This is a genomic window from Pseudomonas sp. LBUM1664, from assembly GCF_059695895.1.
Window position 1 is genome coordinate 1,646,403 of record NZ_CP166791.1, and the last position, 24,009, is coordinate 1,670,411.

The window sequence follows — 24,009 nt, forward strand, 5'->3', positions numbered from 1 at the left end:
GCTGTCTGTTCCACCGCGGCGGGGCCTGTATACTTGCGCTCTATTTGAGGAGCGCTCCATGGTCGAAGATGTTGAACTGAATCGCCTCTACTGGCACAGCCGCCGCGGCATGCTTGAGCTGGACGTGTTGCTGGTACCGTTCGTGAAAGAGGTCTACCCCCATCTTAATGAAGTGGATCGTGCGTGCTACGTCCGTCTGCTCGAGTGCGAGGATCAGGACATGTTCGGTTGGTTCATGGAGCGCAACGAATCCGAAGACCCGGAACTGCAACGCATGGTTCGGATGATTCTGGACCGTGTCCAGCCCAAGTAACCGCTTCGAATGCCGCTGGCAGGCCTCCAGGCAACTGCTGGCGGCCTATCTCCTGGCCCAGGTGTTCGCCCTGGGTTCGGTGTTTGTGTTGTCTGTCCCATTCGGGTTCGCAGCATTTGGCGTCGCGCTGTGCCTGGCCCATGGCGCCTGGGTGATACCGCGACATCTATTGCTGACCCATCGTCAGGCTTTTTGCGGGTTGCGTCGTGATGTCGATGGTTGGCAGCTCTGGAGCAGGGGCGGTGGCTGGCAGCCGGCGCAGTTGCGCCCCGACAGCCTGGCACTGCCGATGATCGTCGTGCTGCGTTTTCGTTTGCAGGGTGAGCGGCGGGTCCGATCGCTGTGCGTGCCCCGCGACGCGCTGGCGCCGGATGTACATCGGCGCCTGCGGGTGCAGCTCAGGTTCAGCCGGCGTAGGTGGGCGGCACCAGAATAGTGTCCAGCGCCTCGGGCAACAGGTTCGGGTAGTCGAGGGTGTAATGCAGTCCTCGGCTTTCCTTGCGCTCCATGGCCGAGCGAATCATCAGTTCGGCCACCTGGGCCAGGTTGCGCAACTCGATCAGGTCGCGGCTGACTTTATAGTTGCTGTAGAACTCATCGATTTCATCCAGCAACAAGCGCACCCGATGCTGCGCCCTTTGCAGGCGTTTGTTGGTGCGAACGATGCCAACGTAGTCCCACATGAAGCGCCGCAATTCGTCCCAGTTGTGAGCAATGATCACGTCCTCGTCCGAGTCGGTGACCTGACTGGCGTCCCACGAGGGCAGGGCGGCTGGAATGGCGATCTGCGGCAACTGCTCCAGAATGTCCGCCGCTGCCGAGCGGGCGTAGACGAAACATTCCAGCAGTGAGTTGCTGGCCATGCGATTGGCGCCGTGCAGGCCGGTGAAGCTGGTTTCGCCAATGGCGTACAGGCCGGGTACGTCGGTGCGGCCCTGCTGGTCGACCATCACGCCACCGCAGGTGTAATGCGCCGCCGGCACCACCGGAATGGGTTGCTTGGTGATGTCGATGGAAAACTCCAGGCAGCGCTCGTACACCGTCGGGAAATGGCTCTTGATGAACGCTTCGGGCTTGTGACTGATGTCCAGGTAAACGCAGTCGATGCCCAGGCGCTTCATTTCATGGTCGATGGCCCGGGCGACGATGTCCCGTGGCGCCAGTTCGGCGCGGGGATCGAAGCGCTGCATGAAGCGCTCGCCATTGGGAAGCTTCAGGTGGGCACCTTCGCCACGCAGGGCTTCGGTGACCAGGAAACTCTTGGCCAATGGGTGATAAAGGCAGGTGGGGTGGAACTGATTGAATTCCAGGTTCGCCACCCGGCAACCCGAACGCCAGGCCATGGCGATGCCGTCACCGCAGGCGCCGTCGGGGTTGCTGGTATAAAGATAGACCTTCGCTGCGCCACCGGAAGCCAGGATCACGAAGCGTGCGCCATAGGTGTCGACTTCGCCGGTACTGCGATTGAGCACGTAGGCACCCAGGCAGCGATCACCTTCCAGGCCCAGGCGTTTTTCGGTAATCAGGTCGACTGCGACGCGCTGTTCCAGCAATTCGATGTTCGGTCGCTGCCGTGCCTGGGCCAGCAGCGTCTTGAAAATCGCCGCGCCGGTGGCATCGGCCGCATGAATGATGCGCCGATGACTGTGACCGCCTTCGCGAGTCAAATGAAACTCGAAACCACCGTCTTCGGTGCCGGACTGCTCGTCACGGGTGAAAGGGACGCCCTGGTCGATCAGCCACTGAATGGCTTCCCTGCTGTGCGCGACGGTGAAACGCACCGCTGCCGGATTGCACAGGCCGCCGCCGGCGTTGAGGGTGTCTTCGACGTGGGATTCAATCGTGTCGGTGTCATCCAGTACGGCCGCGACGCCGCCCTGGGCCCAGAATGTCGAGCCATTGGCCAGATCGCCTTTGCTCAGGACTGCAATGCGCAGATTCGCAGGCAACGTCAGTGCGAGGCTCAATCCAGCGGCACCGCTGCCGATTACCAGAACATCGTGTTGGAACTGTTGGCTCATTTGAAAGGTTTCCGCTCAAGGCGACCCGGGTCGGGGTTGGCGCAAGACATCCGCTTTAACGGGTCAGGCAGCCACGCAGCCCACTAGTATATAGAGGGGGGGATCGGCACAATAGCCGGGCATTCATGGCAATGTGGAACCAAGGTGACACAAAAGCTAGGCGCTTCGTCGGATCAAGGTTTTCGTGGATCGGCGACAAGGCAGCCGTTTCGAGGATAGAACGCTGTTTATCTCGTCATGGTTGCTGAATGTTCGGTTCAAAGGGCTATAACAGCGGGAACTTTTGCCAGGCCTCTACGTTCAATAGACGGTTGTCTGCAAAAGGGAACAGCGTCGGGTTGGTGCAAGACTTCGATTCGAGTCTCTGCCGACAGACCCGGCGACAGATTATTCGCGCAGCCGGGGAATCTCGTGCTGCGTTTTTCGTGCGTGCCGGATCAGAGCACGCCGGAAACTTGCTTGGAAGGGGGAGAACTTTTGCGAAAAGCCCGAGTCTATGTTTGCAAGCCCGGTCAATTAGTAATGCAAGCCTCCTTCGAGCTTATCGAGGAGTGTTCATGCTAACCCAGGAAGAGGATCAGCAGCTGGTCGAGCGCGTCCAACGCGGCGACAAGCGGGCTTTCGATCTGCTAGTGCTGAAATACCAGCACAAAATTCTCGGGTTGATCGTGCGTTTCGTGCACGACACCCATGAAGCCCAGGATGTCGCTCAGGAAGCCTTCATCAAGGCTTACCGTGCACTTGGTAATTTCCGCGGGGATAGCGCGTTTTATACGTGGCTTTACCGCATCGCCATTAACACGGCGAAAAACTATCTGGTTTCACGCGGCCGCCGGCCGCCGGATAGCGATGTAAGTTCTGAAGATGCAGAGTTCTATGATGGCGATCATGGCCTCAAGGATCTCGAGTCACCGGAACGAGCGTTGCTGCGGGATGAGATCGAAGGCACCGTCCATCGAACCATCCAGCAATTGCCCGAAGATTTGCGTACGGCTTTAACTTTACGTGAATTCGACGGTCTGAGTTACGAGGACATTGCCAGTGTCATGCAATGTCCGGTGGGTACCGTGCGCTCCCGGATTTTCCGCGCTCGGGAGGCCATCGATAAAGCCCTGCAACCGTTGTTGCAGGAAAACTGAGACAGCGGCGACAGCCAAGAGAGGAACGCCATGAGTCGTGAAGCCCTGCAGGAATCGCTGTCCGCAGTGATGGATAACGAAGCGGACGAACTGGAATTGCGTCGGGTATTGAATGCCTTTGACGATGTTGAAACCCGTGAGACCTGGGCTCGTTACCAGATCGCCCGGGCTGTCATGCACAAGGACTTGCTGCTTCCGCGTCTGGACATCGCTGCGGCCGTTTCTGCTGCCTTGGCTGACGAAGCCGTCCCGGCAAAAGCTTCCCGCGGACCATGGCGCAGCCTGGGTCGTCTGGCAGTTGCCGCATCGGTCACCGTCGCCGTTCTGGCTGGCGTGCGTCTGTACAACCAGGATGAAATTGCTGGCGTGCAAATGGCGCAGCAGTCCAATCAGCCAGGTCTGGCCGCTCCACAGGTCAAGGGCCCAGCCGTACTCGCTGGCTACAGCGAAAGTTCGGAAGCCGCCGGCCCGATGGTCAACGGTGTTCTGCAAGGCCAGCCAGGTTGGCATGACCAGCGTCTGCCCAACTACCTGCGTCAGCATGCTCAGCAGGCTGCCTTGAAGGGAACCGAGAGCGCGCTGCCTTACGCCCGTGCAGCCAGTCTGGAAAACCGTTAAGGAAGGACCATTGCGCGCCATACCTCTATTCACGCTTCTGCTTAGTGGCTGGTGTGTTGTTCCAGCCTACGCCGATGAGGCTCAAGACTGGTTGAATCGTCTGAGCCAAGCCGAGCAACAGCAAAGCTTTCAGGGCACTTTCGTTTACGAGCGCAACGGTAGTTTTTCTACCCATAACATCTGGCATCGTGTCCAGGGTGGTAAAGTCCGCGAGCGGTTACTCCAGCTCGACGGCTCGGCCCAGGAAGTCCTACGCATTGATGGGTATACTCAATGCGTCAGTGGCTCCCTGATCGCAGGGCTGGGGAATACTCCCGACGGCACCGCACGCGCGTTCGATCCGCAAAAACTCAAGAATTGGTATGACCTTGCCGTCATTGGCAATTCGCGCGTGGCTGGGCGCCAAGCGGTCATTATTGCTTTGACGCCCAAGGACCAGCATCGTTATGGTTTCGAGCTGCATCTGGACAAAGAGACCGGCCTGCCGCTCAAGTCCTTGTTGCTCAATGACAAGGGCCAACTCCTCGAACGCTTTCAGTTCACTCGCTTGAACATTGCCGAACCGTCAGAGGGCGATCTGCAAGCCAGTGCCGAATGCAAGGCGGTAGTACAGGAGCCCAAAGCCGTCGCAGTGAAAACCGCCTGGCACTCGGACTGGCTTCCGCCCGGCTTCGAGCTCACCAGCAGCGCTGCGCGCAAGGATCCGGACACCAACGTCCAAGTCAACAGCTTGATGTACGACGACGGCCTGGCTCGCTTTTCGGTGTTCCTGGAGCCGTTGAACGGCGCTGACGCCACCGATACTCGCACGCAGCTTGGCCCGACAGCTGCCGTCTCTCGTCGACTCACAACCCCTCAGGGCGAAATGATGGTCACGGTGGTCGGCGAAATTCCTATCGGCACAGCCGAACGGATCGCGCTCTCCATGCGCTCCGACGTCGCGGCGACTCAATAAGATGCTAGTGTCCGGGCTCACAAATACTGCTCCTTTTTGACGGCGTCTGTTGCCGTCATGCTGTGGGGGCTATGACTCGTCGCGGCACCTTGCCTGACGACAACGGCCACTCATCAGAAGAGGAGCGTATTTGTGAGACAGGACACTAGGGTTCGATTGCGCAAGAGGCTGATAACGCCGGGGCTTGATCGACATGCCGAAACTTTCTGTCAGCATTTTCATTTGCAAAATTTTAGGTTTTTTTCTATAGGTCAGAGCCGCTCGGCCCTGGCCTTGTTTGTTCCCGGAACAAAAATACCGGCGTATCTTTCCCTGGTATTTCTTGCTCCATATCGCTTAACCATGCTCGTCGTAACGGGAGCCGTATGTCGATACCACGCTTGAAAACCTATCTCTCCATTTTTGCCACCGTGCTTGTGCTCGGTCAGGCCGTTCCCGCGGTGGCGGTCGAGTTGCCTGACTTTACTCAACTGGTCGAGCAGGCTTCGCCGGCGGTGGTGAACATCAGTACGACCCAGAAGCTGCCGGAACGCCGCGTATCGGAGCAGCAGATGCCGGACCTGGAAGGTTTGCCACCGATGTTGCGCGAGTTCTTCGAGCGCGGGATGCCGCAGCAGCAGCCGCGTTCGCCCGGCGGTGGCCGCCAGCGTGAAGCACAGTCCCTGGGCTCGGGCTTCATTATTTCTCCCGACGGTTACATCCTGACCAATAACCATGTGATCGCCGATGCCGATGAAATCCTGGTGCGCCTGGCCGATCGCAGTGAGCTCAAGGCCAAATTGGTGGGTACTGACCCGCGTTCCGACGTGGCGCTGCTGAAAATCGAAGGCAAGGATTTGCCAGTGCTCAAGCTGGGCAAATCCCAGGACCTGAAAGCGGGTCAATGGGTGGTGGCGATCGGTTCGCCGTTCGGCTTTGACCATACCGTGACCCAGGGCATCGTCAGTGCCATCGGTCGCAGTCTGCCGAACGAAAACTACGTGCCGTTCATCCAGACCGACGTGCCGATCAACCCGGGTAACTCTGGTGGTCCGCTGTTCAACCTCGCCGGTGAGGTGGTGGGCATCAACTCCCAGATCTACACCCGTTCGGGTGGCTTCATGGGCGTGTCCTTCGCGATTCCGATCGACGTTGCCATGGACGTGTCCAACCAGCTGAAAAGCGAAGGCAAAGTCAGCCGTGGCTGGTTGGGCGTGGTCATCCAGGAAGTGAACAAGGACCTGGCTGAGTCGTTCGGGCTGGAGAAACCGGCCGGTGCGTTGGTGGCGCAGATTCAGGAAGGTGGTCCGGCTGCCAAGGGTGGCCTGCAAGTGGGTGATGTGATTCTGAGCATGAACGGTCAACCGATCGTCATGTCCGCAGACCTGCCGCACCTTGTGGGGGCCCTCAAGGCCGGTGCCAAGGCTGATCTGGAAGTGATTCGCGAAGGCAAGCGCAAAAATGTCGAGTTGACCGTCGGCGCCATCCCTGAAGAAGGCAAGGAGCTGGATTCAACCAAGTCGGGCGTCGAGCGCAGTAGCAACCGCCTGGGTGTAGCTGTGGCCGAGCTGACTGAAGAGCAGAAGCGGACCCTGGAACTGCAGGGCGGTGTAGTGATCAAGGAGGTGCAGGATGGTCCTGCTGCCCTGATCGGCCTGCAGCCAGGCGACATCATCACGCACTTGAACAACCAGGCTATCGGTTCCGCCAAGGAGTTCACCGATATCGCCAAGGCACTGCCGAAGAATCGTTCGGTCTCGATGCGGGTTCTGCGTCAGGGGCGTGCGAGCTTCATTACCTTCAAGCTGGCCGAATGACCGGTTAGCGGCAAATAAAAAACCGCCTCGAAAGAGGCGGTTTTTTTGTGGCTGGAGAATACTCAACCCATCATGTCTTTGGTCATGCGCTCCTGCTCCATGAGTTCCCGTTGCCGGGCATCAATGCGTGAAGACAGCGGGAAGTTGCTACCGGCGCGCCGTTTGGCGAAGTCCAGCTGCTGGATAGCCTGGCGATAGTCGCCTACCAATGCGAAGTATTCGGCACGCGCCTGGTGCAAGCCGATGATATTGCCCGACAGCCCGCGAGTCTCGGCCACCATGTACCAGACGTCCGGATCGTCCGGGCGGGTCTTGAGGAGGTTCTCCAGGGACTTCTCGGCGTCGGCGGGGCGGTTCTGCTTGAGTAGCAGGTCGACGCGCACCTGATTGAGCGGATAGTTGCCCGGGTATTGGGTCAGCATTCGGTCGACGCGCGACTGAGCGTCCGGCAGCTTATTGCTGGTGATGTCCAGATCCACCTGGGCCAGGTTGTAGATGATCTCGTTGGGCGATTTGGCCAGCAGCGGCTTGAGGTTTTCTCGGGCTTCATTCAACTGGCCGCCCTTGATCTGCGCGATTGCCAGGCCATAGCGGGCCACGTCGTTCTTCGGGTTCTCGTCCAGTTGCGCGCGAAAGCGCTTGGCGCCCAGGCCCGGGGTTTCTTCATAGATCAACTGGACCCGTGCGCGAATCAGTTGATAGCGCATGCTGTCTTCAATGCCGCCCGGCTTGGCCTGTTCGGCGCGGTTACGGGTGTCGGCGATCCGGGATTCCGTCACCGGGTGAGTCAACAGGAATTCTGGTGGCTTGGCGTCGAAACGGTACTGGCGCATCAGGCGTTCGAACATGGTCGGCATGGACCGCGGATCGTAGCCGGCCTTTTCCAGGTTCTGGATGCCGATGCGGTCGGCTTCCTGTTCGTTCTGGCGGGAGAAGCGCCGTTGTTCCTGGATGGCTGCCGCCTGGGTCCCGGCAATGGCCGCGATCCCGGCGTCACCGCCACCGGCGGCGGCAATCACGATGCCGGCCAGCAGCGCCGCCATCATCGGTACCTGCATGCGTTGTTGGGCTTCGACGCCGCGGGCAAAGTGGCGTTGCGACAAGTGCGCCAGTTCGTGGGCCATGACCGAGGCATATTCGCCTTCGGTCTGGGCATTGAGAAACAGGCCGCCGTTGACCCCGACGATCCCGCCTGGTGCGGCGAAAGCGTTGAGCTGTGGACTGTTGATCAGGATGAACTCCAGGCGACGGTCGTTGACCTGGCTGGTTTCCACCAGCTTGTAGACGCTGGATTCGACGTAGTCTTTGAGTTGCGGATCGTTGAGCTGCTCAACCTGGCTGCGCAGCAGGGCTAGCCAGGCTCGGCCCAGCTGATGTTCCTGTTCCGGCGAGACGATGGCAGAACTGGCATCGCCAAGTGACGGCAGGTCGTCGGCGAAGCCCGGTGAGGCGAGCAGGCAAGCGAGCGTCAGCAGAGTGGGGCGCAGAAATGTCATGCACTAAGCCTTAGTCGACAAAGAGCTTACTGTAGCCGGACACAAGGCCTGGGACCAGATATTCTAAGCCGCTCAACGACCTGCTGTGGAGTGAACCGATGACCGATGCTGAAGCCCACGACGCCGAATTGGACGCCAGCGGTTTGAATTGTCCGTTGCCGTTGCTCAAGGCCAAGTTGGAGCTCAATCGCCTGGCCAGCGGCGCTGTGCTCAAGGTGACCGCAACGGACGCGGGCTCGCAGCGGGATTTTCGCACCTTCGCCCGGCTGGCCGGTCATACGCTGCTGCGTGAAGAAGACGATAACGGCGTCTACCGTTACTGGCTGAAAAAAACCTGAAATACCGACAGCGTCTCTTAAGGATTTTTAATGTTCAAAGTGTTACGCGACTGGATTCAGCGCTACTTCTCCGACGAAGAGGCGGTGGTGCTGGCAGTGCTGCTGTTTCTGGCCTTTACCGCCGTGCTCACCCTGGGTGGCATGCTGGCGCCGGTGCTGGCGGGGATGGTGCTGGCGTATCTGATGCAAGGGTTGGTCTCGACGCTGGAGCGTCTGCGGCTACCCGGCGCCGTGGCGGTGGGACTGGTGTTCGCCCTGTTCATGGGGGTGTTGGTGGTGTTCATCGTGGTGATCGTGCCGTTGCTCTGGCACCAGTTGGTGACGTTGTTCAACGAGTTGCCCGGGATGCTCGCCAAATGGCAGTCGCTATTGTTGTTGCTGCCCGAACGCTACCCGCACTTGGTGTCTGATGAGCAGGTGCTGCAGGCCATCGAAGTGGTGCGCGGCCAGATCGGCAAGTTCGGCCAGTGGGCGCTGACGTTTTCGCTGTCCAGTTTGCCGCTTCTGGTGAACATCATGATCTACCTGGTGCTGGTGCCGATCCTGGTGTTTTTCTTTCTCAAGGATCGGGAAATGATCGGGCGCTGGGTCCGTGGCTACCTGCCCCGAGAACGAGCGCTGATCACCCGGGTGGCCCAGGAGATGAATCGTCAGATCGCCAATTATATTCGCGGCAAAGTCATCGAGATTTTCATCTGCGGCGGCGTGACCTATATCGGCTTCGTGGCTCTGGGGCTCAATTACGCCGCGCTGCTGGCACTGCTGGTGGGCATTTCGGTGGTGGTGCCTTATGTCGGCACTGTGGTGGTGACCGTGCCGGTGGCGTTGATTGCGTTGTTCCAGTGGGGCTGGAGCGACCAGTTCATTTATTTGATGGCGGTCTACGGGATCATCCAGACGCTGGACGGCAACGTGCTGGTGCCGCTGCTGTTCTCCGAGGCGGTGAACCTGCATCCGGTGGCGATTATCTGCGCAGTGTTGCTGTTTGGCGGGTTGTGGGGCTTCTGGGGGGTGTTCTTTGCGATTCCCCTGGCGACGCTGTTCAAGGCAGTGCTGGATGCGTGGCCAAGCAAGGAGTCGGCCGTGGCGCCGTTGCTGTAGGCAATTAAAGATCGCAGCTTTCGGCAGCTCCTACAGAGTGCACGTCTGTAAGAGCTGCGATTTTCTGAATCAGGCCTTCTTGTTCAGTGCCTGAGCCGCCGCCAGTACCGCATCCACATGGCCTGGCACTTTCACGCCACGCCATTCCTGGCGCAGCACGCCGTCCTTGTCGATCAGGAACGTGCTGCGATCAACGCCCAGGTATTCCTTGCCATACAGTTTTTTCAGCTTGATCACATCGAACAACTGGCAGACGGCTTCGTCCTTGTCGCTGATCAGCTCGAAGGGAAATTCCTGCTTGCACTTGAAGTTCTCGTGGGATTTTAGGCTGTCCCGGGAGACGCCGAACACTTCGGTGTTGGCGGCCTTGAACTGCGCGTACTGGTCACGAAAACCCTGGCCTTCGGTGGTGCAGCCCGGGGTGCTGTCCTTGGGGTAGAAGTAAATCACCACCTGTTTGCCTTTCAGGGCAGCGAGGCTGACGGTCTGCCCACTGGTGGCGGGCGCCTGGAAATCGGTAACCGGCTGGTCGACGGCAACGGCCATGAACGCTTCCTTACATTGGGTTTTGTGGGCGCCACGGTTCGATCAGTGCATCCAGGTTCATCGCGTCGGCGAAATCCAGGAACTGATCGCGCAGCCAGCTGATCTGGGTGCCCGCCGGCAGTGTCACGGTGAACGTGGCGTTGAGCATGGTACCGCCGGTCTGTGGGGCCTGATAGGTGTCGCAGGTCAGGTTTTCCAGCTCGACGTGGTGGTCCATGAAAAACTGGCACAGCTCGTTGATGATGTCCGGGCGGTAGGCCGAACTCACGTAGGCCACGTAGGGCAGGGCCTGGGGACGGTTCTCCAGGGCAGCGCTGCGCACTACATTGACGGTGAACGAGTGCTTCTTGGCCAGCATTGGCAGGCTGCCTTCCAGGCGGGCCAGGGCGTCCCAGCTGCCGGAGATCTCGAGCACGAGCGCACTGCATTCGCCATGACGGGTCAGGCGGGAGGTCACGACGGCGCAGCGATTTTCATGGCTGGCGCGGCACAGGACGTTAGTCAGCTCCATGGGGTTGGCGCCAAGGGCACTGATAACAAGGAATTGTTCGCGGACTGTGGGGGTGGACATGCAGCATTCCTAAAGCGATGAGCGGTCGGTACTTCTGCGGCTCGACACGGCATCAGGCCCGGGTAACGAACGGCTCAAGCCCTGTGCCTGGGTTTGCGCAGCATTCCGTTAAGGGCGGGAATGCACCAGGACAAACGCAGGATCGGGGCTTGTGGCGACGAAAACGGAGGCTGGAAACCGGTGTATGAGCTTATCAGTACCGATCAAAGTCTGAAGGGTAGCGAAAACCATCGCCAAGGGGAATGGTAGTTCGCTTGTGCAAGCATCTTGGCGCCAGTACCATTACCGCTCTCTTTTTCCGGCAGGAGCGGTTTCATGATTGCGGGCAGTATGGTGGCACTGGTCACACCCATGGATGCACAAGGGCGTCTTGACTGGGCCAGCCTCAGCAAACTCGTGGACTTCCACCTTGAGAACGGCACCCATGCCATTGTCGCCGTCGGTACCACCGGCGAGTCGGCAACCCTCGACGTCAACGAGCACATCGAAGTTATCCGTGCCGTGGTCAAGCAGGTCGCCGGTCGCATTCCGGTCATCGCCGGTACCGGCGCCAACTCGACCCGCGAAGCCGTCGAGCTGACCCGCAACGCCAAGGAAGCCGGCGCCGACGCTTGCCTGCTGGTCGTTCCGTACTACAACAAGCCGACCCAGGAAGGCTTGTACCAGCACTTCAAGTACATCGCCGAAGCGGTCGATATCCCGCAGATCCTCTATAACGTTCCCGGCCGCACCTCCTGCGACATGCAGGCCGAGACCGTGATTCGCCTGTCCACCGTCCCGAACATCATCGGCATCAAGGAAGCCACTGGCGACCTGAAGCGTGCCAAAGCCATCCTCGATGGTGTGAGCGAGGACTTCCTCGTGCTCTCCGGCGATGATCCAACGGCGGTCGAGCTGATCCTGATGGGTGGCAAGGGCAATATTTCCGTCACCGCCAACGTCGCTCCGCGCGAAATGGCCGACTTGTGCGAGGCCGCGCTCAAGGGCGACGCCGAGACCGCACGAGCAATAAACGAAAGACTGATGCCGTTGCATAAGGATCTGTTCATCGAAGCCAATCCGATTCCGGTGAAGTGGGCTTTGGTCGAAATGGGCCTGATGCATAAAGGCATCCGTTTGCCGCTCACCTGGCTCAGCGAAGCCTGTCACGAACCGCTTCGGCAGGCCCTGAGCCAGTCGGGCATCCTGGTTTAATTGAGGAAGCACAACGCATGAAGCGAATGGCCGGACTTTCCGCACTTGCCTTGATTATCTCCAGCACCAGTGGCTGCGGATGGATTTGGGGTCCGGAAGGTTATTTCCGCGATCGTGGTAGCGATTACCTGCAAGCGCAACAGACTGTACCCATGCAACTGCCGCCCGACGTCAGCGTCGCCAAGCGTCTGGATCCGCTGCTGCCGATCCCGCGCAACGTAGCCGACGACAGCGTCAAGGGCGAATACGTCGTCCCACGTCCGCAACCGCTGTCGGCCATGGCCGATGCCAGCGACTACACCCTGCAGAAGAGTGGCGATTCCAGCTGGGTCATGGCCCAGCATCCACCGGCCGAAGTCTGGCCCGTGGCGCTCCAGTTCTTCCAGGACAACGGTTTTCGCTTGGACGAACAGCGCCCGCAGACGGGCGAATTCACTACATCCTGGCAACATGCTGATGAACTGTCCGCCACCATGGCCAAGCGCCTGAGCGCCGCCGGTGTCGCCACTGACAGCGAAAGCCGCGTGCGGGTACGGATCGAGCCAGGCGTGCAGCGCAACACCAGTGAAATCTACGTGGTCAGTGCCCAGCGTCCTGCCGGCAGCACCGCTGACGTGGCATTCACCAACCGTTCGGTCAATACCGGTCTCGACGCTGCGCTGGTGGACGACATGCTCGCCAGCATGAGCCGTACCGCAGAGCAGGGCGGCTCGGTCTCGATGCTGGCTTCCAAGGAGTTCGACGCGCCGAGCCGCGTCAGCCTGATCGAAGACGGCAGCGGCAACCCGGTGCTCAACGTTGGCTCCGACCTGGATCGCGCATGGTCGAGCGTTGGCCGTGCGCTGGAGCAGGGCGAATGGCGGGTTGAAGACATCAACCGCAGCCTGGGCCTGTACTACATCAACCTCGCCGAAAAAGCCGAGAGGAAGGACGAGAAGCCCGGCTTCTTCAGTAACCTGTTTGGCAGCAAGCCGAACAAGGAAGAAATTGAAGCCCGCGCCGAGCGTTATCAGGTTCGCCTGAGCAAGGTGGGTGAAAACGTTCAGGTGACCGTTGAGAAAAACATCAATACCGTGGCGCCGGCCGATGTGGCGCGCAAGGTGTTGGGCGTGATTCAGGATAACCTGGGCTGATCCGATGCGTTTTGCCGTTCTCGGCAGCGGTAGCCAAGGGAACGGCACGCTGATAGCCAGCGCCGACACGTACGTGCTGGTTGATTGTGGTTTCTCCCTGCGGGAAACCGAGAAACGCCTGTTGCGCCTGGGTGTACACCCAGCGCAACTGAGCGCGATACTCGTGACCCACGAACATGCCGATCACGTGCATGGCGTGGGTTTGCTGTCTCGGCGCTACAATCTGCCGGTCTACCTCAGCCGGGGAACGCTGGGGGCCCTGCGCAAGCCCATCGAGCCCGCCGGTTTCGTGGCGGGTGGCGAGCAACTGCGCATTGGCGCCCTGGATGTCAGCGTGGTCAGCGTGGCGCACGATGCCCGGGAACCGACGCAGTATGTATTCAGCGACGGTGAACGGCGTTTCGGGTTGCTGACCGACCTGGGTTCGTATTGCGACAGGGTGATGGACAGCTACCGGGACCTTGATGCGTTGATGATCGAGTCCAACCACTGCCGCGACATGCTGGCGCGCGGGTACTACCCGTACTTTCTCAAGCAGCGGGTAGGCGGGGAGCACGGACATTTGAACAACCACCAGGCGGCATTCCTGGTGGCCGAGTTGGGCTGGCAAGGCCTGCAACACCTGGTCCTGGCCCATCTGAGCAGCAAGAACAACCTGCCGCAGCTGGCCCGGCAATGTTTTGTCGACACCCTCGGGTGCGACCCGGACTGGCTGCAATTGGCCGATCAAGATTCAGGGCTCGACTGGCGACATATCGCCTAGCCCATCTACTTAGCAAGCGGAGCCCATCATGGAAAAACGTGAAGAACTCTACCGCGGCAAAGCCAAATCGGTTTACAAGACCGACGACGCTGACCGCTTGATCCTGCTGTTTCGCAACGACACTTCGGCGTTCGACGGCAAGCGCATCGAACAGCTGGACCGCAAGGGCATGGTGAACAACAAGTTCAACGCCTTCATCATGCAGAAACTCGAAGCCGCCGGCGTGCCGACCCAGTTCGACAAGCTGCTGGGCGACAACGAATGCCTGGTCAAGAAGCTGGACATGATCCCGGTTGAATGCGTCGTGCGTAACTACGCTGCCGGTAGCCTGGTCAAGCGCCTGGGCGTGGAAGAGGGTATGAAGCTCAACCCTTACACTTTCGAGCTGTTCCTGAAGGACGACGCCAAGGGCGACCCGTTCATCAACGAATCCCACGTCGTGGCATTCGGTTGGGGCAAGGCCGAGCAACTGGTTCGCATGAAGGAACTGTCGCTCAAGGTCAACGAAGTGCTGACCAAGCTGTTCGACGACGCCGGCCTGCTGCTGGTGGACTTCAAGCTTGAATTCGGCGTGTTCCATGGCGAAATCGTCCTGGGCGACGAATTCAGCCCGGACGGGTGCCGCCTGTGGGATAAAGCCACCGGCAAGAAAATGGACAAGGACCGCTTCCGCCAGGGCCTCGGTGACGTGATCGAAGCCTACGAAGAAGTCGCCCAGCGTCTGGGTGTACCGCTGTAATCGACGCAAGCATCTGATAGCACGGAAAAAAATTCGCACGGGGGTTCGCTTCCGGCGAATGTGCTGGTATGATGCGCGCCACTGGAGAGATGCCGGAGTGGCCGAACGGGACGGATTCGAAATCCGTTGTACTGGCGACAGTACCTAGGGTTCAAATCCCTATCTCTCCGCCATATTTAAAGGCCCTGAGCGCTTAACAGCCTCGGGGCTTTTTTGTATTTGGGGGAATTTTGGGGGAATGGGTGCGGATGTCATTCCCCCAGGCCCACGCTATTATCGACGCATGGCCTACTACGAAAAGCGCGGCGACGCCTGGCGAGCCCAGATCCGTCGCAAGGGATACCCGACACTTTCATCTACCTTTGATACCAAGGCAGAAGCCCAGCGATGGGCGGCCGAGATCGAAGGTGATATGTCACGCTCGCGATTTGTTGATACCAGGGAGGCGGAGAGCACCACGCTCAGCGATGCGTTGACCCGATACCTGAACGAGGTCAGCAAGGCCAAGAAGGGCGAGAAGCAAGAAAAGGTCAGGGCTGAGAAGTGGAAGAACTCCGAATACAGCAAGAAGTCGCTCGCATCTATCCGCTCAAGTGACATGGCAGCTTATCGCGATGCCGAGCTGAAGAAGGGAAAGTCCACGGCCACCGTCCGGCTCGACCTCGCCCTGATCAGCCACTTATACACAGTCGCTTCGAAAGATTGGGGAATTGAGGGGCTGAAGAACCCGTGCCAGGCCATACGCATGCCCAAGGGCAGCAAGCAGCGGGAGCGCCGACCGACGGCCAAAGAGCTGCAGGCTATCTACAAGCATGCTGGCGAAATGAATGCTGAGCTGCGCGTAATCATTGAGCTGGCAGTCGAGACGGCGATGCGTCGGTCTGAGCTGGTGATGCTCAGGAAAGATCAAGTCAGGGGGAGAGTTGCGTTCCTCGATGACACGAAAAACGGCGAGCGCCGGGCCGTCCCGCTGTCATCGCGGGCGGTGGAACTCTTGGAGGGGTTGCCGACACCGATTGATGGCGGCAGGTTCTTCCATTTGAAGGCCGACAGCGTCAGCAATTATTTCCCGATCGTTTGCGAGAAGGCCGGCATCAAAGACCTGCGCCTTCACGATATGCGGCATGAGGCCACAAGCCGTCTGTTCGAACGCGGCCTGTCGCTGATGGAAGTTGCGAGCATCACCGGTCACAAGACCCTGGCGATGCTCAAGCGTTACACGCACCTTTGCCCAAATGACCTGGCCGAGAAGCTGGGGTAGCATCACGCCACCCCTCGGAGCGTCGGCGGTGCCTGGCGCTTCCGACCAACCTTCGGCGCCTTGTTCTCGCCATCCCGGCAGGCGCGCAGAAACTCCCGTACATCCGCCTTGAGCCAGCAATGCCTGGTGCCCATCTTGAAGCCCTTCGGCAGCCAATCGACGCCGCGGCGGATTCCCTCCCTTACCGATGCCTCGGTTCGCCCGAGCATCTTCCCCAGCCCATCGACAAAAACCACTTCGCTTTCTTCGCTCATACCTTCACCACTTTCAGTCTTGAGCGCAGTGCTCCAGTAGCACCGTTCTTCACCGCATCGATAACCGTGTGAGTGTTCTCAACCCCTACCGTGTGGCACATCTGGCCCACGACCACGGAAAGGAAACCGGCGTAGACAACGGTCCTATCTTCCCCTGTGGTGTATCCATGATTTTCCATGGTCATTACGAACAGCTCGGCCAGCTCCGAAAACATGTTTGCGCCGAGGTCGACGCGAGGATCTCCGCAAGTGGTCATACCTTCCTCCAGGATGCAGCCGACACCCGGGCCCAGCGCTCGGTCGTGACGATGATGAAATTGCGAATTCCGGTCAGCACCGGGTGCATCTCGCCGTCGTACTCGACGAAGAGACCGGTTTTTCGGTGTTCGGGTACGCGGTCAATGACGTCCAGCAGCCGGCCAACACCGCCGTCTGGGCGCCTTTCGTGGATGTCATACAGCATGGTGCGCTCCATGCCGCGCGTGGCGGCAGAAGGTGGTTATCGAGTGACTTTGGCGATTACCGCCTCGGCGTGAGCAAGGGCTGCGTGGTACTTGTCGAGCCGCGCCGCGCCGAGTTTTGCCAGGCCAACAAGACCGGTGAGGCTTCCGAGCAGTTCTTCCTGCATTGCGCGTTCCTCTCGGCCGATGTCCCAAAACCGCTGACCCCAGTGCCCGGCCGGCGGCGGGTTGGTGTTCTGCGCGCCGAGCGCCAGGGCCCCGAAAACCAAGTCGCACAGGTCGCGCTTGTAGGCGTTGTCGCCGTCGATGCTGAGTCCCTGGCGGCGCAGGGCGTCGAGCGCGTTGTTCAGGTTTGCCTCGGGCGATGGCAGCACCAGGTCAAAGTCGGCCTTGCCCGGGCGGCAAGCGATGAGAAACATTTCACAGTCGAGCGGCAGGTGTTGGGCGATGTCGGAGATGGCATCAATCGCCACCTCGCGCAGCTGGTACTTTTGATCGGGCATAGGAATTCCTCACCCGCCGTTTACCGGCAGGCTGTAGGTGGATTGGGGTTAGGGTTTGGGTGCTTTCTTGATCTTGTTCCAGTGCCGCCAGATGTTTTCCTCGGGCACCTTTTTCTGAAGGGTGAAGTCACAGTCGCGACAGATAACCCAGCTGAGGCCGGCGTTTGAGCTGCTGTCTAGCTCCAAGTTGTCGCTTTCGCATTGTGGGCAAGGTCTCAGTTCGTCACTCATGGCCTCGGCCCCCTATAGATCAGCCAAGCCATGTAGAGCAGGGGGAGGATCATGGCTGTGCCTCCTCTGCTTCCCACGGGTTCTGGTGAAGGTGATCTGTCACTTCGTCGTAGATGGCCTGGGCGATGTGATCGTCGGACGGGTTGTCCTTGTTAATCGTCATATCCAGGTGTAGTGGTTCGCGCTCCTGGCCTTCACCGCGGAAGTCGATGGCGATGATCATGCGGACTTTGCTCATATGGTCACCTTTTCGAAGTAGAACACCACCGGCGCACCAGTTTCGGCGATCAGTCCGTAGGACTTGGCTAGGCGGTAAATAGGGTGATAGTTATTGAGGCTGCTCACATGGCCCGCAATCCAGTCACGCCAGGCCTCCAGAGGCATCGCATGCTTGCTCAGGTTGCAGGGGATGCAGGCTGGCATCATGTTGGCGAGGTTGTGGTTTTCCGGATTCAGCGCCGGCACAAGCTTCGCCTCCTTGCCCCAGTTACGGTGCACGGCCTCCAGGTGGTCGGCATGCCACCGGTCACCCAGCAGAACGCCGCAATAAGCGCAGTGCCCGCCATATTTGGCCCGCACTTGTTCGCGCTCAGCTTTCTTCAGGCGCATAGAATTCCTTGCCGCTATAGCGGCTGACTTAAAGGGGGAGGGAGTAATATTTTGTACGAGAGTTTTTTAAAGTTTCCGATTACCCTAAGGGTGATAGCCTGCCACCCTGTAATTTTTCGGTAATGGTTAGCATTTGCGACGTCGGACGGGAGGGGATATGGATTTTAGTTTGTGGGTTAATGGATTAGTAACCCTCGTGGTTGGGTTAGTGGCATTAGTCGTATATGGCCTACAGCGGCGAGCTGAGCGACGAGGTGCAGCGATAATATTGATTATGGACATTCGCCATGCGGAGCGAGTTATTGGTGATGTCCTACAACGAAACACTTTCGATAGGTATATGGGGAATATCCAGGGAGCAAAAAATTGGGATGCAAACAAGCATTTTTTTGTATCTGCTCTATCTTCCGATGATCTAGTCGCGTTCAACAAATTTTTCCTTGCTTGTTCAGAAATAAGCGATGCGAGGGTTGATATGAGGTCGTGTTTTATGGCTACTGTCAACGCTAAGGCGGTCGTCGCTCAAGAGCTATTATGCAGGCTGAGCGTGAACGATCAGAATTATCAAGAGCAAAGAGCAGCTATCATTCAGGTAGTAGAGTCTGATCCATATTTTTTTAATCCTGGCGAACCTATAAGTCGTGTTGTTCAAAGTATTCAAGTGATGGGCCGATTAACTCATACAATAGGTTTCCGTAAACTAAAAAAAATTGCCGGTATGAATGATTAATTAGAAGTTTTTTACCAGATCATGGGCATTCACTGCCGACTCTGCGTATAGGTGAGCGTTCCCGCAAGGATCGCTTCCTTGATGGCATTGAACTCCCAGGCGTAGTACTGCGACTCGACGTAAACGCGCATGCCTTTGCGGTAGTCGTGCTTCTTGCGCCTGATAAATGCTTCGGCGGCGTCCTTGGTGAAGTGCGCGCTGACGTACTCCCAGGTCTCTTGCCAGCCGGCGACGCTGTGCCCCTCCAGCTCGCCCAGCACGTACCACTGTTCCGCCTCGTCGGCCTTCATGAACTGGCAGCCCGCCCAATCCTGCATCGCCTTGTTCAAGGCCGTGCGTTCATCGCGATCCTGGTCCTCCCAGAACTCTTTCGGCGAGAACCATTCACCCTCGTTGCAGCGATCGATCAGGACGCGGTTGTCGCTGTAGTCGGTGTCGATGCCGTAGATGATGCGCTTGGCCTGGACGATGAAGATTGCGTCGGCGGTGCAGTGCTCGTGCACGCCGGCGCCGACGCAGTCATGACGCAGGCGCTGGGCGAAGTCGGCCCAGGTATCAGGTGTGAGCGGATGGCCGGTTGCCAAGCTCGGTTTCGGCTCGGCCGGTGTGTTTTCTGTGGGCATGGGGCGTCCTCCCGGTCTATATTTCAGATTCCTAAGGAATAGATGGAGCTACATATGGCTGAGCGAAACCAGTACGGGCTTGGCCGATACGTGCCGCAGGATGTGCGACGTGAAGTTCGTAGCCGTTGCGGATTTGGATGCGTTTTATGTGGTTTGGCTTACTACGATTACGAGCACTTCGATCCAGATTTCAAAGATGCCAAAGAGCACAATCCTAAAGGAATGACCCTTCTGTGCATGCAGTGCAACCAGAAGCGAGCGCGAGGAACTCTTTCTGCCGCAACTGTCGCTAGGGCAAATGAAAATCCAAAATGTAAACAGCAGGGATTTGCTTCGGAACTCTTCGACTTTGGTCCAGAACCAATAGAGGTGAAATTTGCCGGGGTCAGCTTCATTGACTGCGAAACGCTGATTCAAATTTGCGGAGTTGACCTTTTATCTTTTAGACCCCCCGAAGAGCCAGGCACTCCAGTTTTGCTGTCCGGCTATCTGTCCGATGTTACAGGTTCAACCACGTTGAAAATCGTAGACAACGAATGGTCAGCAGGCGATGAAAATTGGGATATAGAAGTGAAGGGACCTCGCATTACGATCTGTCGAGGCCCAGGCGATATTGCCCTACAGATTAGAGTTATGCCTCCTCACGCACTAGCAATCGAAAGAATTGACATGGAGTTTGAGGGTTACTACCTAAAAGGTAATGAGCAGACTCTTTCCTATTCTACCGACGGCAAGTCTTGGAACGAACTGACGGCAGTGAGTATCCAAGGTTACCAAGTTGGTATTACTTTGGAATAGTCGTTAGCACAACAGCTCAGGCTGCGGCAGCCTGCTGCTCTACAGAGGGCCAAGGATCGTTGGCTCGGGCCAGTGCTGCCATCGGCGGCGGGCTGACACTGTTCCCGCACATGTGCACCTGCTGGGTCTTGGTGAACGGCTTGCCGTCGGCTCCGTGGCTGATGACGTAGTCGGCGGGGAAGCCTTGGGCCTTGTACAGCTCGGCCGGTTTCAGCATTCGAAGGCAGATGTCGACAATCACGTACGGTGTGCCCTTGACCATCACGGTGACCATCGCCAAACGATCCTTGGTGGTGATGGTTGGCGCGGGCGCATCGCAAGCGCTGATGTTCTCAGTGCCGTAGTAGCTGACCAGGAACGCGGCCACTCGCAGGGCTCCTGCTTCATGCTCTGGCGACAGCTTCAGCGAAACCAGCGAGCTTTTCCCGCCGCCACCGGCTGTGATTGTTGGCGCGGGCTCTTCCAGGCCCTGGCCGACGCTGGCGCCGAAGGCCCGTTCCATGAATGCACTGACCAGGCCATGGTGTTCGCCACCAGCGCTGATGGTGCGCAGCGGCTCGTCCACTGCCCGGGCATCGCAGTTGCCACGCAGATGTACCAGGTTTGCCGCCACCAATTGCTGCTGGCTGCCGGTGTTTGTTACCGTGGTCATCGGGTCTTCAATGCTCTTGGCGTCGGTGGTGTTGAATCCGCCATTCATCTGAGCCATGAACACCGTTGAGATGCCCATGGCGTGAGCGGCACCGGCCGGGCGCTGGTAGTTGCCGCCACTTGTGATGGTCGGAACCGGTTCGTCCAGGGCTTTACCCGCATCGTCGAACCTGAACTTAACCAGGTGCGCGGCTGCAATAGAGTGCCCGCCGCTGGCCGTAACTGTATTCAGCGGGTCTGTGGCTGCTTTGCTTCCGCCGCCCCAGCGCTTCACACCGCCTGGCTTGCCTTCGCCGTGGGCGGCAGTGACCATAACCGGGCTGATAAGTGTCAGCTCACCACGGTTCGCGCACGTCACGGTTGGCAAAGGCTCCAGCGGATCGTTAACCCGGTCGCTACCCTGGTGGGTGGCCGGGGCAATAACGGGGCTGGCCATGGCGAACGAACCGCCGCGGGGCCAGCTGGTGATAGTGCGTAAGGGCTCCGCTGACGATTGCGCCAGCTCGCCAGACCAATTCGCGATCGGGACTATGAACGGCGACGGGTTATCGATGACGAATTTCTTCATGCCCTTGGCAACACGGCGCAGCGTGGCCGGGGCCAGGTCCTTCTTGCGGCCGAAGATGCTCTTGCCGAGGTCGCTGAAGTCGATGCAGTCAGCGGCGGTCTTCCACTTTTGCTGACCCTTGACCGGATTCTTTGCATGGGTTGGCTCCGGCCACACGATTGGTTGCCCGTCGCACCGGGCGATCATAAACAGGCGCTCGCGGCTGGTCGGTGCGCCGAAATCGCAAGCCTTGATGATGCGCCACTCGACGGCGTAGCCCAGGCGCTTCAGTTCAGCCACGAACACAGCCCATGTCTGCCCGCGGCGCTTCGGATCTGGCACCAGAAACTGCTGGTGAACCGGAACCACCTCGCCTGGTTCAGCGATGCCGCCGCCCAGTTTCACGACGCGGCCAGTAACCTTGCAGCGCTTGGCTATCAGGGGCCCCCATTGGAGGATCTGCTTCACGTTCTCCAAGCTGATGACGCGTGGCTTCTTCTTGCCGCCCCACTTCAGGCCGATCCAAGACAGGTTCCGGATCTCGCGCTTGCGCGGTTGGCCGCCGGCGGCCTGGCTGTGATGCGTGCAGTCCGGTGACATGTGGAACCAGCCAACGGCCTTGCCGCCGCACTCGGTGTCTGGGTCACCCTCAAACACGTCCGTGGTGAAGTGCTTGGCGCCTGGGTGATTCACGGTGTGCATGCTGATCGCCTGAGGGCTGTGGTTCTTCGCCACGTTCACCGCGCGGCCAAGGCCAATTTCCAGGCCGGTACCAGCACCACCCCCGCCACAGAAGAAGTCGACAACGATCTCATCGTCCTGAGGGTTGAAGCCGAGTCCGTATTGGGTTTTGAAATCGAAGGGGTGTTTCTTCTGTTGTGCGGACATAGGGGGGGCCTCGCCGGTTGGCGTTTTAGATGTAAGTCAGGTAAGTTATTGCTATCGTATAAGGGATATAAATAATGGCGAAGCTCAAGGATTTTGATAGAACGTTGTTTGTAATGACGTCTGTTGCTTTTTTGATAATTGTTTGTGTGGTTGTTCGATATATATCAGTGTTTTCGGCAAGCGTTGTAGTTGATCAGGAAAAGTGGGGGCAGTTTGGGGATTACTTTGGTGGGGTGTTGAATCCAATTTTATCTTTTTTTGCGCTTCTAGGGCTGCTGTTTACGTTGAGGGCACACCATGCAGAAAGTAAAGTGGCGTCTGAGCGGCATTTAGAGCAACTATTTGAATCTAGATTCTTCCAAATGCTAGCTCTAAGTCATAGTGCTGTATCTTCAATAAAATTAGTGAGTCCATCCAATCCGCCAGTCGAGTTCGAGGGGCACCGTGCAGTAGCTTATGCGCTTAATCGGTTACAAGAGGAATATTTTATGAAGGTTCCAAGCGGAGAAAGTAGTCTGATGTACGGTAAGCTATCACCTGAGTTCAATGGCTGGAAGGAGAAATACTGGTCGGCGGTCGCTAGTTATATGGAGTCTATATTATTCCTTATAAGCTATGCGCTTGAGTCTGCGAAGGGTGAAGATAATGTAAGATTCGCCATCAGAGCCGTGTTTTCTCAGTTGACTGCCGATGAAAAGCTTCTTTTGTTTTATGTCATGATCTTTTCGCGGCAGGAGAAAATTTTTCTTACGAACTTAATACTGGGGGAGTTTTTTAAAGGAGCTACTCCTGATTATTTTTCCCGTCATAGAAGTGCGTTATTGCAGAGCGCGGTTCTAGCGCGTCTTGCTCCATTGTAATTTTTTATTTATATGCATTGTTGTGAGAATGGCCGGTTGCCCGGCCGAATGAATCATTTCGGATCGAAAGCGCCCAGAGACAACGAAGCAGCATCACCAATCTTGTCTTGCAGCACGGTCTTGAACTCCTGCGCGATCTCTTCGCGCTGGACCTCTTCACCAACCCAGCGCAGTTTCAGTGCCGGCTGTGCACCGCTGGTGATGACCGAGATGCGCAGAATGATCTCGCGCAACTGCAGCCCTTCGAACGGTACGACCGAGAAGATCAGCGACGTCGGCAGCGTTTCTTTACTGGTCGCCTCGATGGCGTCCATTGCGCTGCGGCTGGCGCGGGTTTCGCTGACGGTGTGATCACTTTCCGAAGATGCTTTCACTGTGATGGTGCGCACCGCAGCGATGGCTTTCACCAGGCTGATGTTCTGGTTGTCTTCGCCGACGGCCGACAGCGTGCTGTTCCAGTCCTCAATCCAGTCGCTCATGTCCTTCTGCGACATGGCGCGACCGCTGATTGCCTGCACTGCCTGGTAACCAGCCGTTGCCTTCAGCTTGAGCACCGCCCGATCATCAGCGTGACCCGGTGCCTCTTCGGTACCGAGGTTGAACAGCACGGAACAGGTCATCTCGTCTTGATTGATGAAACCTCGGGCATCCCCAACCGCCCGGTCGGTGACGTACTTGCCGAAGTCCAGCAGAGAGTTGGTGGAGAAGGTGCCCCGGAAGCGGCTGCGGAACGCGCCGTAGGCTTCCAGATTGACCACCTTTGCGCCTTCAGGAATCACCACAGTAGGCATGTCGGTATCGAGCGCTTTGGCTGTGGCAACCAGCGCAGTATCGGTGATCAGTTGAATTGCTTCTTTGGTCAGGGACATT

The 24,009-nt window shown here is 58.3% G+C and carries 29 protein-coding genes and 1 tRNA gene; 17 read left to right on the forward strand and 13 right to left on the reverse strand.

All coding sequences use genetic code 11. The annotated features are described in order from the left end of the window. Nucleotides 1-58 precede the first annotated feature (58 nt). Entirely contained in the window at nt 59-313 is a 255-nt protein-coding gene (locus ACA047_RS07805; protein ID WP_060541233.1) for an FAD assembly factor SdhE, read from the forward strand. After that, nucleotides 297-749, forward strand: a complete 453-nt coding sequence (locus tag ACA047_RS07810; protein WP_497358131.1) for a protein YgfX — start codon at nt 297-299, stop codon at nt 747-749. The genes ACA047_RS07805 and ACA047_RS07810 overlap by 17 nt, the downstream gene beginning before the upstream one ends. On the opposite strand, the gene nadB is transcribed toward ACA047_RS07810, so the two are convergent. Then, nucleotides 718-2,334, reverse strand: a complete 1,617-nt coding sequence (gene nadB, locus ACA047_RS07815; protein WP_497358133.1) for an L-aspartate oxidase — start codon at nt 2,332-2,334, stop codon at nt 718-720. The two genes, ACA047_RS07810 and nadB, sit on opposite strands and share 32 nt — an antisense overlap. Nucleotides 2,335-2,891: 557 nt before the next feature. On the opposite strand from nadB, the gene rpoE reads away from it, so the two are divergent. The 4 genes from rpoE (at nt 2,892) to ACA047_RS07835 (ending at nt 6,842) form a co-directional block, all read left to right on the forward strand. Next, a complete protein-coding gene (gene rpoE / locus ACA047_RS07820; protein ID WP_003172477.1) occupies nt 2,892-3,473 on the forward strand; it encodes an RNA polymerase sigma factor RpoE/AlgU in 582 nt (193 codons plus the stop codon). A 30-nt stretch (nt 3,474-3,503) separates the two neighbouring features. Continuing rightward, nucleotides 3,504-4,091: a sigma-E factor negative regulatory protein gene (locus ACA047_RS07825; protein WP_497358135.1), complete on the forward strand. Its 588-nt coding sequence runs from the start codon at nt 3,504-3,506 to the stop codon at nt 4,089-4,091. Between the two features lie 10 nt (nt 4,092-4,101). After that, nucleotides 4,102-5,046: a MucB/RseB C-terminal domain-containing protein gene (locus tag ACA047_RS07830; RefSeq protein WP_497358137.1), complete on the forward strand. Its 945-nt coding sequence runs from the start codon at nt 4,102-4,104 to the stop codon at nt 5,044-5,046. Between the two features lie 365 nt (nt 5,047-5,411). Then, nucleotides 5,412-6,842 carry a DegQ family serine endoprotease gene (locus ACA047_RS07835; protein ID WP_497358139.1) on the forward strand — a complete coding sequence of 477 codons (1,431 nt, stop codon included), beginning with the start codon at nt 5,412-5,414 and terminating at the stop codon, nt 6,840-6,842. Between the two features lie 62 nt (nt 6,843-6,904). On the opposite strand, the gene ACA047_RS07840 is transcribed toward ACA047_RS07835, so the two are convergent. Next, nucleotides 6,905-8,338: a M48 family metalloprotease gene (locus ACA047_RS07840; protein WP_497358142.1), complete on the reverse strand. Its 1,434-nt coding sequence runs from the start codon at nt 8,336-8,338 to the stop codon at nt 6,905-6,907. Nucleotides 8,339-8,436: 98 nt separating this feature from the next. Here ACA047_RS07840 and ACA047_RS07845 point away from each other — a divergent pair, with 98 nt between their 5' ends. Together ACA047_RS07845 and ACA047_RS07850 are read left to right on the forward strand one after the other, a co-directional pair. Continuing rightward, entirely contained in the window at nt 8,437-8,676 is a 240-nt protein-coding gene (locus ACA047_RS07845; protein ID WP_497358144.1) for a sulfurtransferase TusA family protein, read from the forward strand. 30 nt (nt 8,677-8,706) lie between these two features. Then, complete coding sequence (locus ACA047_RS07850; RefSeq protein ID WP_497358146.1) at nt 8,707-9,777, forward strand: AI-2E family transporter; 1,071 nt, start codon at nt 8,707-8,709, stop codon at nt 9,775-9,777. Between the two features lie 69 nt (nt 9,778-9,846). On the opposite strand, the gene ACA047_RS07855 is transcribed toward ACA047_RS07850, so the two are convergent. After that, complete coding sequence (locus tag ACA047_RS07855; protein ID WP_497358148.1) at nt 9,847-10,323, reverse strand: peroxiredoxin; 477 nt, start codon at nt 10,321-10,323, stop codon at nt 9,847-9,849. A gap of 10 nt (nt 10,324-10,333) precedes the next feature. After that, complete coding sequence (locus ACA047_RS07860; protein WP_497358150.1) at nt 10,334-10,894, reverse strand: glycine cleavage system transcriptional repressor; 561 nt, start codon at nt 10,892-10,894, stop codon at nt 10,334-10,336. 315 nt (nt 10,895-11,209) lie between these two features. On the opposite strand from ACA047_RS07860, the gene dapA reads away from it, so the two are divergent. The 6 genes from dapA (at nt 11,210) to ACA047_RS07890 (ending at nt 15,984) form a co-directional block, all read left to right on the forward strand. Then, nucleotides 11,210-12,088 (forward strand): 4-hydroxy-tetrahydrodipicolinate synthase, encoded by an 879-nt coding sequence (dapA, locus tag ACA047_RS07865; RefSeq protein WP_497358152.1) that lies wholly within the window; start codon nt 11,210-11,212, stop codon nt 12,086-12,088. 17 nt (nt 12,089-12,105) lie between these two features. Then, on the forward strand, nt 12,106-13,221 hold the full coding sequence (gene bamC / locus ACA047_RS07870) for an NlpB/DapX family lipoprotein (RefSeq protein WP_497358154.1): 1,116 nt from the start codon (nt 12,106-12,108) through the stop codon (nt 13,219-13,221). Nucleotides 13,222-13,225: 4 nt separating this feature from the next. Next, nucleotides 13,226-13,984: an MBL fold metallo-hydrolase gene (locus ACA047_RS07875; RefSeq protein ID WP_497358156.1), complete on the forward strand. Its 759-nt coding sequence runs from the start codon at nt 13,226-13,228 to the stop codon at nt 13,982-13,984. A 28-nt stretch (nt 13,985-14,012) separates the two neighbouring features. Next, the gene (purC, locus tag ACA047_RS07880) at nt 14,013-14,723 is read left to right on the forward strand and encodes a phosphoribosylaminoimidazolesuccinocarboxamide synthase (protein WP_497358158.1); all 711 of its coding nucleotides are present in this window, start codon (nt 14,013-14,015) and stop codon (nt 14,721-14,723) included. An 83-nt stretch (nt 14,724-14,806) separates the two neighbouring features. Next, nucleotides 14,807-14,896, forward strand: a tRNA-Ser gene (locus tag ACA047_RS07885). 110 nt (nt 14,897-15,006) lie between these two features. Then, nucleotides 15,007-15,984, forward strand: a complete 978-nt coding sequence (locus ACA047_RS07890) for a tyrosine-type recombinase/integrase (protein WP_497358160.1) — start codon at nt 15,007-15,009, stop codon at nt 15,982-15,984. Nucleotides 15,985-15,986: 2 nt separating this feature from the next. Here the strand turns inward: ACA047_RS07890 and ACA047_RS07895 are convergent, their stop codons facing one another. The 6 genes from ACA047_RS07895 to ACA047_RS07920 form a co-directional block, all read right to left on the reverse strand. Continuing rightward, complete coding sequence (locus tag ACA047_RS07895) at nt 15,987-16,238, reverse strand: hypothetical protein (RefSeq protein WP_497358162.1); 252 nt, start codon at nt 16,236-16,238, stop codon at nt 15,987-15,989. Continuing rightward, nucleotides 16,235-16,495, reverse strand: coding sequence for a hypothetical protein (locus ACA047_RS07900; protein ID WP_497358164.1), 261 nt, complete (start codon nt 16,493-16,495; stop codon nt 16,235-16,237). Before ACA047_RS07900 ends, ACA047_RS07895 begins: the two co-directional genes overlap by 4 nt. Then, nucleotides 16,492-16,701, reverse strand: coding sequence for a hypothetical protein (locus tag ACA047_RS07905; RefSeq protein WP_497358166.1), 210 nt, complete (start codon nt 16,699-16,701; stop codon nt 16,492-16,494). Before ACA047_RS07905 ends, ACA047_RS07900 begins: the two co-directional genes overlap by 4 nt. A gap of 36 nt (nt 16,702-16,737) precedes the next feature. Then, nucleotides 16,738-17,202: a hypothetical protein gene (locus ACA047_RS07910; RefSeq protein WP_497358168.1), complete on the reverse strand. Its 465-nt coding sequence runs from the start codon at nt 17,200-17,202 to the stop codon at nt 16,738-16,740. A 280-nt stretch (nt 17,203-17,482) separates the two neighbouring features. After that, nucleotides 17,483-17,671 carry a hypothetical protein gene (locus tag ACA047_RS07915; protein WP_497358170.1) on the reverse strand — a complete coding sequence of 63 codons (189 nt, stop codon included), beginning with the start codon at nt 17,669-17,671 and terminating at the stop codon, nt 17,483-17,485. Continuing rightward, nucleotides 17,668-18,042 carry an HNH endonuclease gene (locus ACA047_RS07920; protein ID WP_497358172.1) on the reverse strand — a complete coding sequence of 125 codons (375 nt, stop codon included), beginning with the start codon at nt 18,040-18,042 and terminating at the stop codon, nt 17,668-17,670. Before ACA047_RS07920 ends, ACA047_RS07915 begins: the two co-directional genes overlap by 4 nt. 157 nt (nt 18,043-18,199) lie before the next feature. On the opposite strand from ACA047_RS07920, the gene ACA047_RS07925 reads away from it, so the two are divergent. After that, nucleotides 18,200-18,772, forward strand: coding sequence for a hypothetical protein (locus ACA047_RS07925; protein ID WP_497358174.1), 573 nt, complete (start codon nt 18,200-18,202; stop codon nt 18,770-18,772). A 29-nt stretch (nt 18,773-18,801) separates the two neighbouring features. On the opposite strand, the gene ACA047_RS07930 is transcribed toward ACA047_RS07925, so the two are convergent. Next, the gene (locus ACA047_RS07930; RefSeq protein ID WP_497358176.1) at nt 18,802-19,395 is read right to left on the reverse strand and encodes a hypothetical protein; all 594 of its coding nucleotides are present in this window, start codon (nt 19,393-19,395) and stop codon (nt 18,802-18,804) included. 54 nt (nt 19,396-19,449) lie between these two features. On the opposite strand from ACA047_RS07930, the gene ACA047_RS07935 reads away from it, so the two are divergent. Then, nucleotides 19,450-20,193: a hypothetical protein gene (locus ACA047_RS07935; protein ID WP_497358178.1), complete on the forward strand. Its 744-nt coding sequence runs from the start codon at nt 19,450-19,452 to the stop codon at nt 20,191-20,193. 16 nt (nt 20,194-20,209) lie between these two features. Here the strand turns inward: ACA047_RS07935 and ACA047_RS07940 are convergent, their stop codons facing one another. Continuing rightward, nucleotides 20,210-22,279, reverse strand: a complete 2,070-nt coding sequence (locus ACA047_RS07940; protein WP_497358180.1) for a DNA cytosine methyltransferase — start codon at nt 22,277-22,279, stop codon at nt 20,210-20,212. Between the two features lie 74 nt (nt 22,280-22,353). On the opposite strand from ACA047_RS07940, the gene ACA047_RS07945 reads away from it, so the two are divergent. Next, nucleotides 22,354-23,139 carry a hypothetical protein gene (locus tag ACA047_RS07945; protein ID WP_497358182.1) on the forward strand — a complete coding sequence of 262 codons (786 nt, stop codon included), beginning with the start codon at nt 22,354-22,356 and terminating at the stop codon, nt 23,137-23,139. 53 nt (nt 23,140-23,192) lie between these two features. On the opposite strand, the gene ACA047_RS07950 is transcribed toward ACA047_RS07945, so the two are convergent. Further along, complete coding sequence (locus tag ACA047_RS07950; protein ID WP_497358184.1) at nt 23,193-24,008, reverse strand: YfdQ family protein; 816 nt, start codon at nt 24,006-24,008, stop codon at nt 23,193-23,195. Between the last annotated feature and the right edge of the window lies 1 nt (nt 24,009).

Coding starts and splice junctions, on each gene's coding strand:
- bamC (WP_497358154.1), top strand. CDS start 12,106: ATGAAGCGAATGGCCGGACTTTCCGCACTTGCCTTGATTATCTCCAGC.
- ACA047_RS07895 (WP_497358162.1), bottom strand. CDS start 16,238: ATGAGCGAAGAAAGCGAAGTGGTTTTTGTCGATGGGCTGGGGAAGATG.
- ACA047_RS07850 (WP_497358146.1), top strand. CDS start 8,707: ATGTTCAAAGTGTTACGCGACTGGATTCAGCGCTACTTCTCCGACGAA.
- ACA047_RS07930 (WP_497358176.1), bottom strand. CDS start 19,395: ATGCCCACAGAAAACACACCGGCCGAGCCGAAACCGAGCTTGGCAACC.
- ACA047_RS07940 (WP_497358180.1), bottom strand. CDS start 22,279: ATGTCCGCACAACAGAAGAAACACCCCTTCGATTTCAAAACCCAATAC.
- ACA047_RS07825 (WP_497358135.1), top strand. CDS start 3,504: ATGAGTCGTGAAGCCCTGCAGGAATCGCTGTCCGCAGTGATGGATAAC.
- ACA047_RS07855 (WP_497358148.1), bottom strand. CDS start 10,323: ATGGCCGTTGCCGTCGACCAGCCGGTTACCGATTTCCAGGCGCCCGCC.
- ACA047_RS07860 (WP_497358150.1), bottom strand. CDS start 10,894: ATGTCCACCCCCACAGTCCGCGAACAATTCCTTGTTATCAGTGCCCTT.
- ACA047_RS07945 (WP_497358182.1), top strand. CDS start 22,354: ATGGCGAAGCTCAAGGATTTTGATAGAACGTTGTTTGTAATGACGTCT.
- ACA047_RS07845 (WP_497358144.1), top strand. CDS start 8,437: ATGACCGATGCTGAAGCCCACGACGCCGAATTGGACGCCAGCGGTTTG.
- ACA047_RS07835 (WP_497358139.1), top strand. CDS start 5,412: ATGTCGATACCACGCTTGAAAACCTATCTCTCCATTTTTGCCACCGTG.
- purC (WP_497358158.1), top strand. CDS start 14,013: ATGGAAAAACGTGAAGAACTCTACCGCGGCAAAGCCAAATCGGTTTAC.
- ACA047_RS07920 (WP_497358172.1), bottom strand. CDS start 18,042: ATGCGCCTGAAGAAAGCTGAGCGCGAACAAGTGCGGGCCAAATATGGC.
- rpoE (WP_003172477.1), top strand. CDS start 2,892: ATGCTAACCCAGGAAGAGGATCAGCAGCTGGTCGAGCGCGTCCAACGC.
- dapA (WP_497358152.1), top strand. CDS start 11,210: ATGATTGCGGGCAGTATGGTGGCACTGGTCACACCCATGGATGCACAA.
- nadB (WP_497358133.1), bottom strand. CDS start 2,334: ATGAGCCAACAGTTCCAACACGATGTTCTGGTAATCGGCAGCGGTGCC.
- ACA047_RS07915 (WP_497358170.1), bottom strand. CDS start 17,671: ATGAGCAAAGTCCGCATGATCATCGCCATCGACTTCCGCGGTGAAGGC.
- ACA047_RS07935 (WP_497358178.1), top strand. CDS start 19,450: ATGGCTGAGCGAAACCAGTACGGGCTTGGCCGATACGTGCCGCAGGAT.
- ACA047_RS07805 (WP_060541233.1), top strand. CDS start 59: ATGGTCGAAGATGTTGAACTGAATCGCCTCTACTGGCACAGCCGCCGC.
- ACA047_RS07925 (WP_497358174.1), top strand. CDS start 18,200: ATGGATTTTAGTTTGTGGGTTAATGGATTAGTAACCCTCGTGGTTGGG.
- ACA047_RS07840 (WP_497358142.1), bottom strand. CDS start 8,338: ATGACATTTCTGCGCCCCACTCTGCTGACGCTCGCTTGCCTGCTCGCC.
- ACA047_RS07875 (WP_497358156.1), top strand. CDS start 13,226: ATGCGTTTTGCCGTTCTCGGCAGCGGTAGCCAAGGGAACGGCACGCTG.
- ACA047_RS07910 (WP_497358168.1), bottom strand. CDS start 17,202: ATGCCCGATCAAAAGTACCAGCTGCGCGAGGTGGCGATTGATGCCATC.
- ACA047_RS07905 (WP_497358166.1), bottom strand. CDS start 16,701: ATGCTGTATGACATCCACGAAAGGCGCCCAGACGGCGGTGTTGGCCGG.
- ACA047_RS07890 (WP_497358160.1), top strand. CDS start 15,007: ATGGCCTACTACGAAAAGCGCGGCGACGCCTGGCGAGCCCAGATCCGT.
- ACA047_RS07900 (WP_497358164.1), bottom strand. CDS start 16,495: ATGACCACTTGCGGAGATCCTCGCGTCGACCTCGGCGCAAACATGTTT.
- ACA047_RS07950 (WP_497358184.1), bottom strand. CDS start 24,008: ATGTCCCTGACCAAAGAAGCAATTCAACTGATCACCGATACTGCGCTG.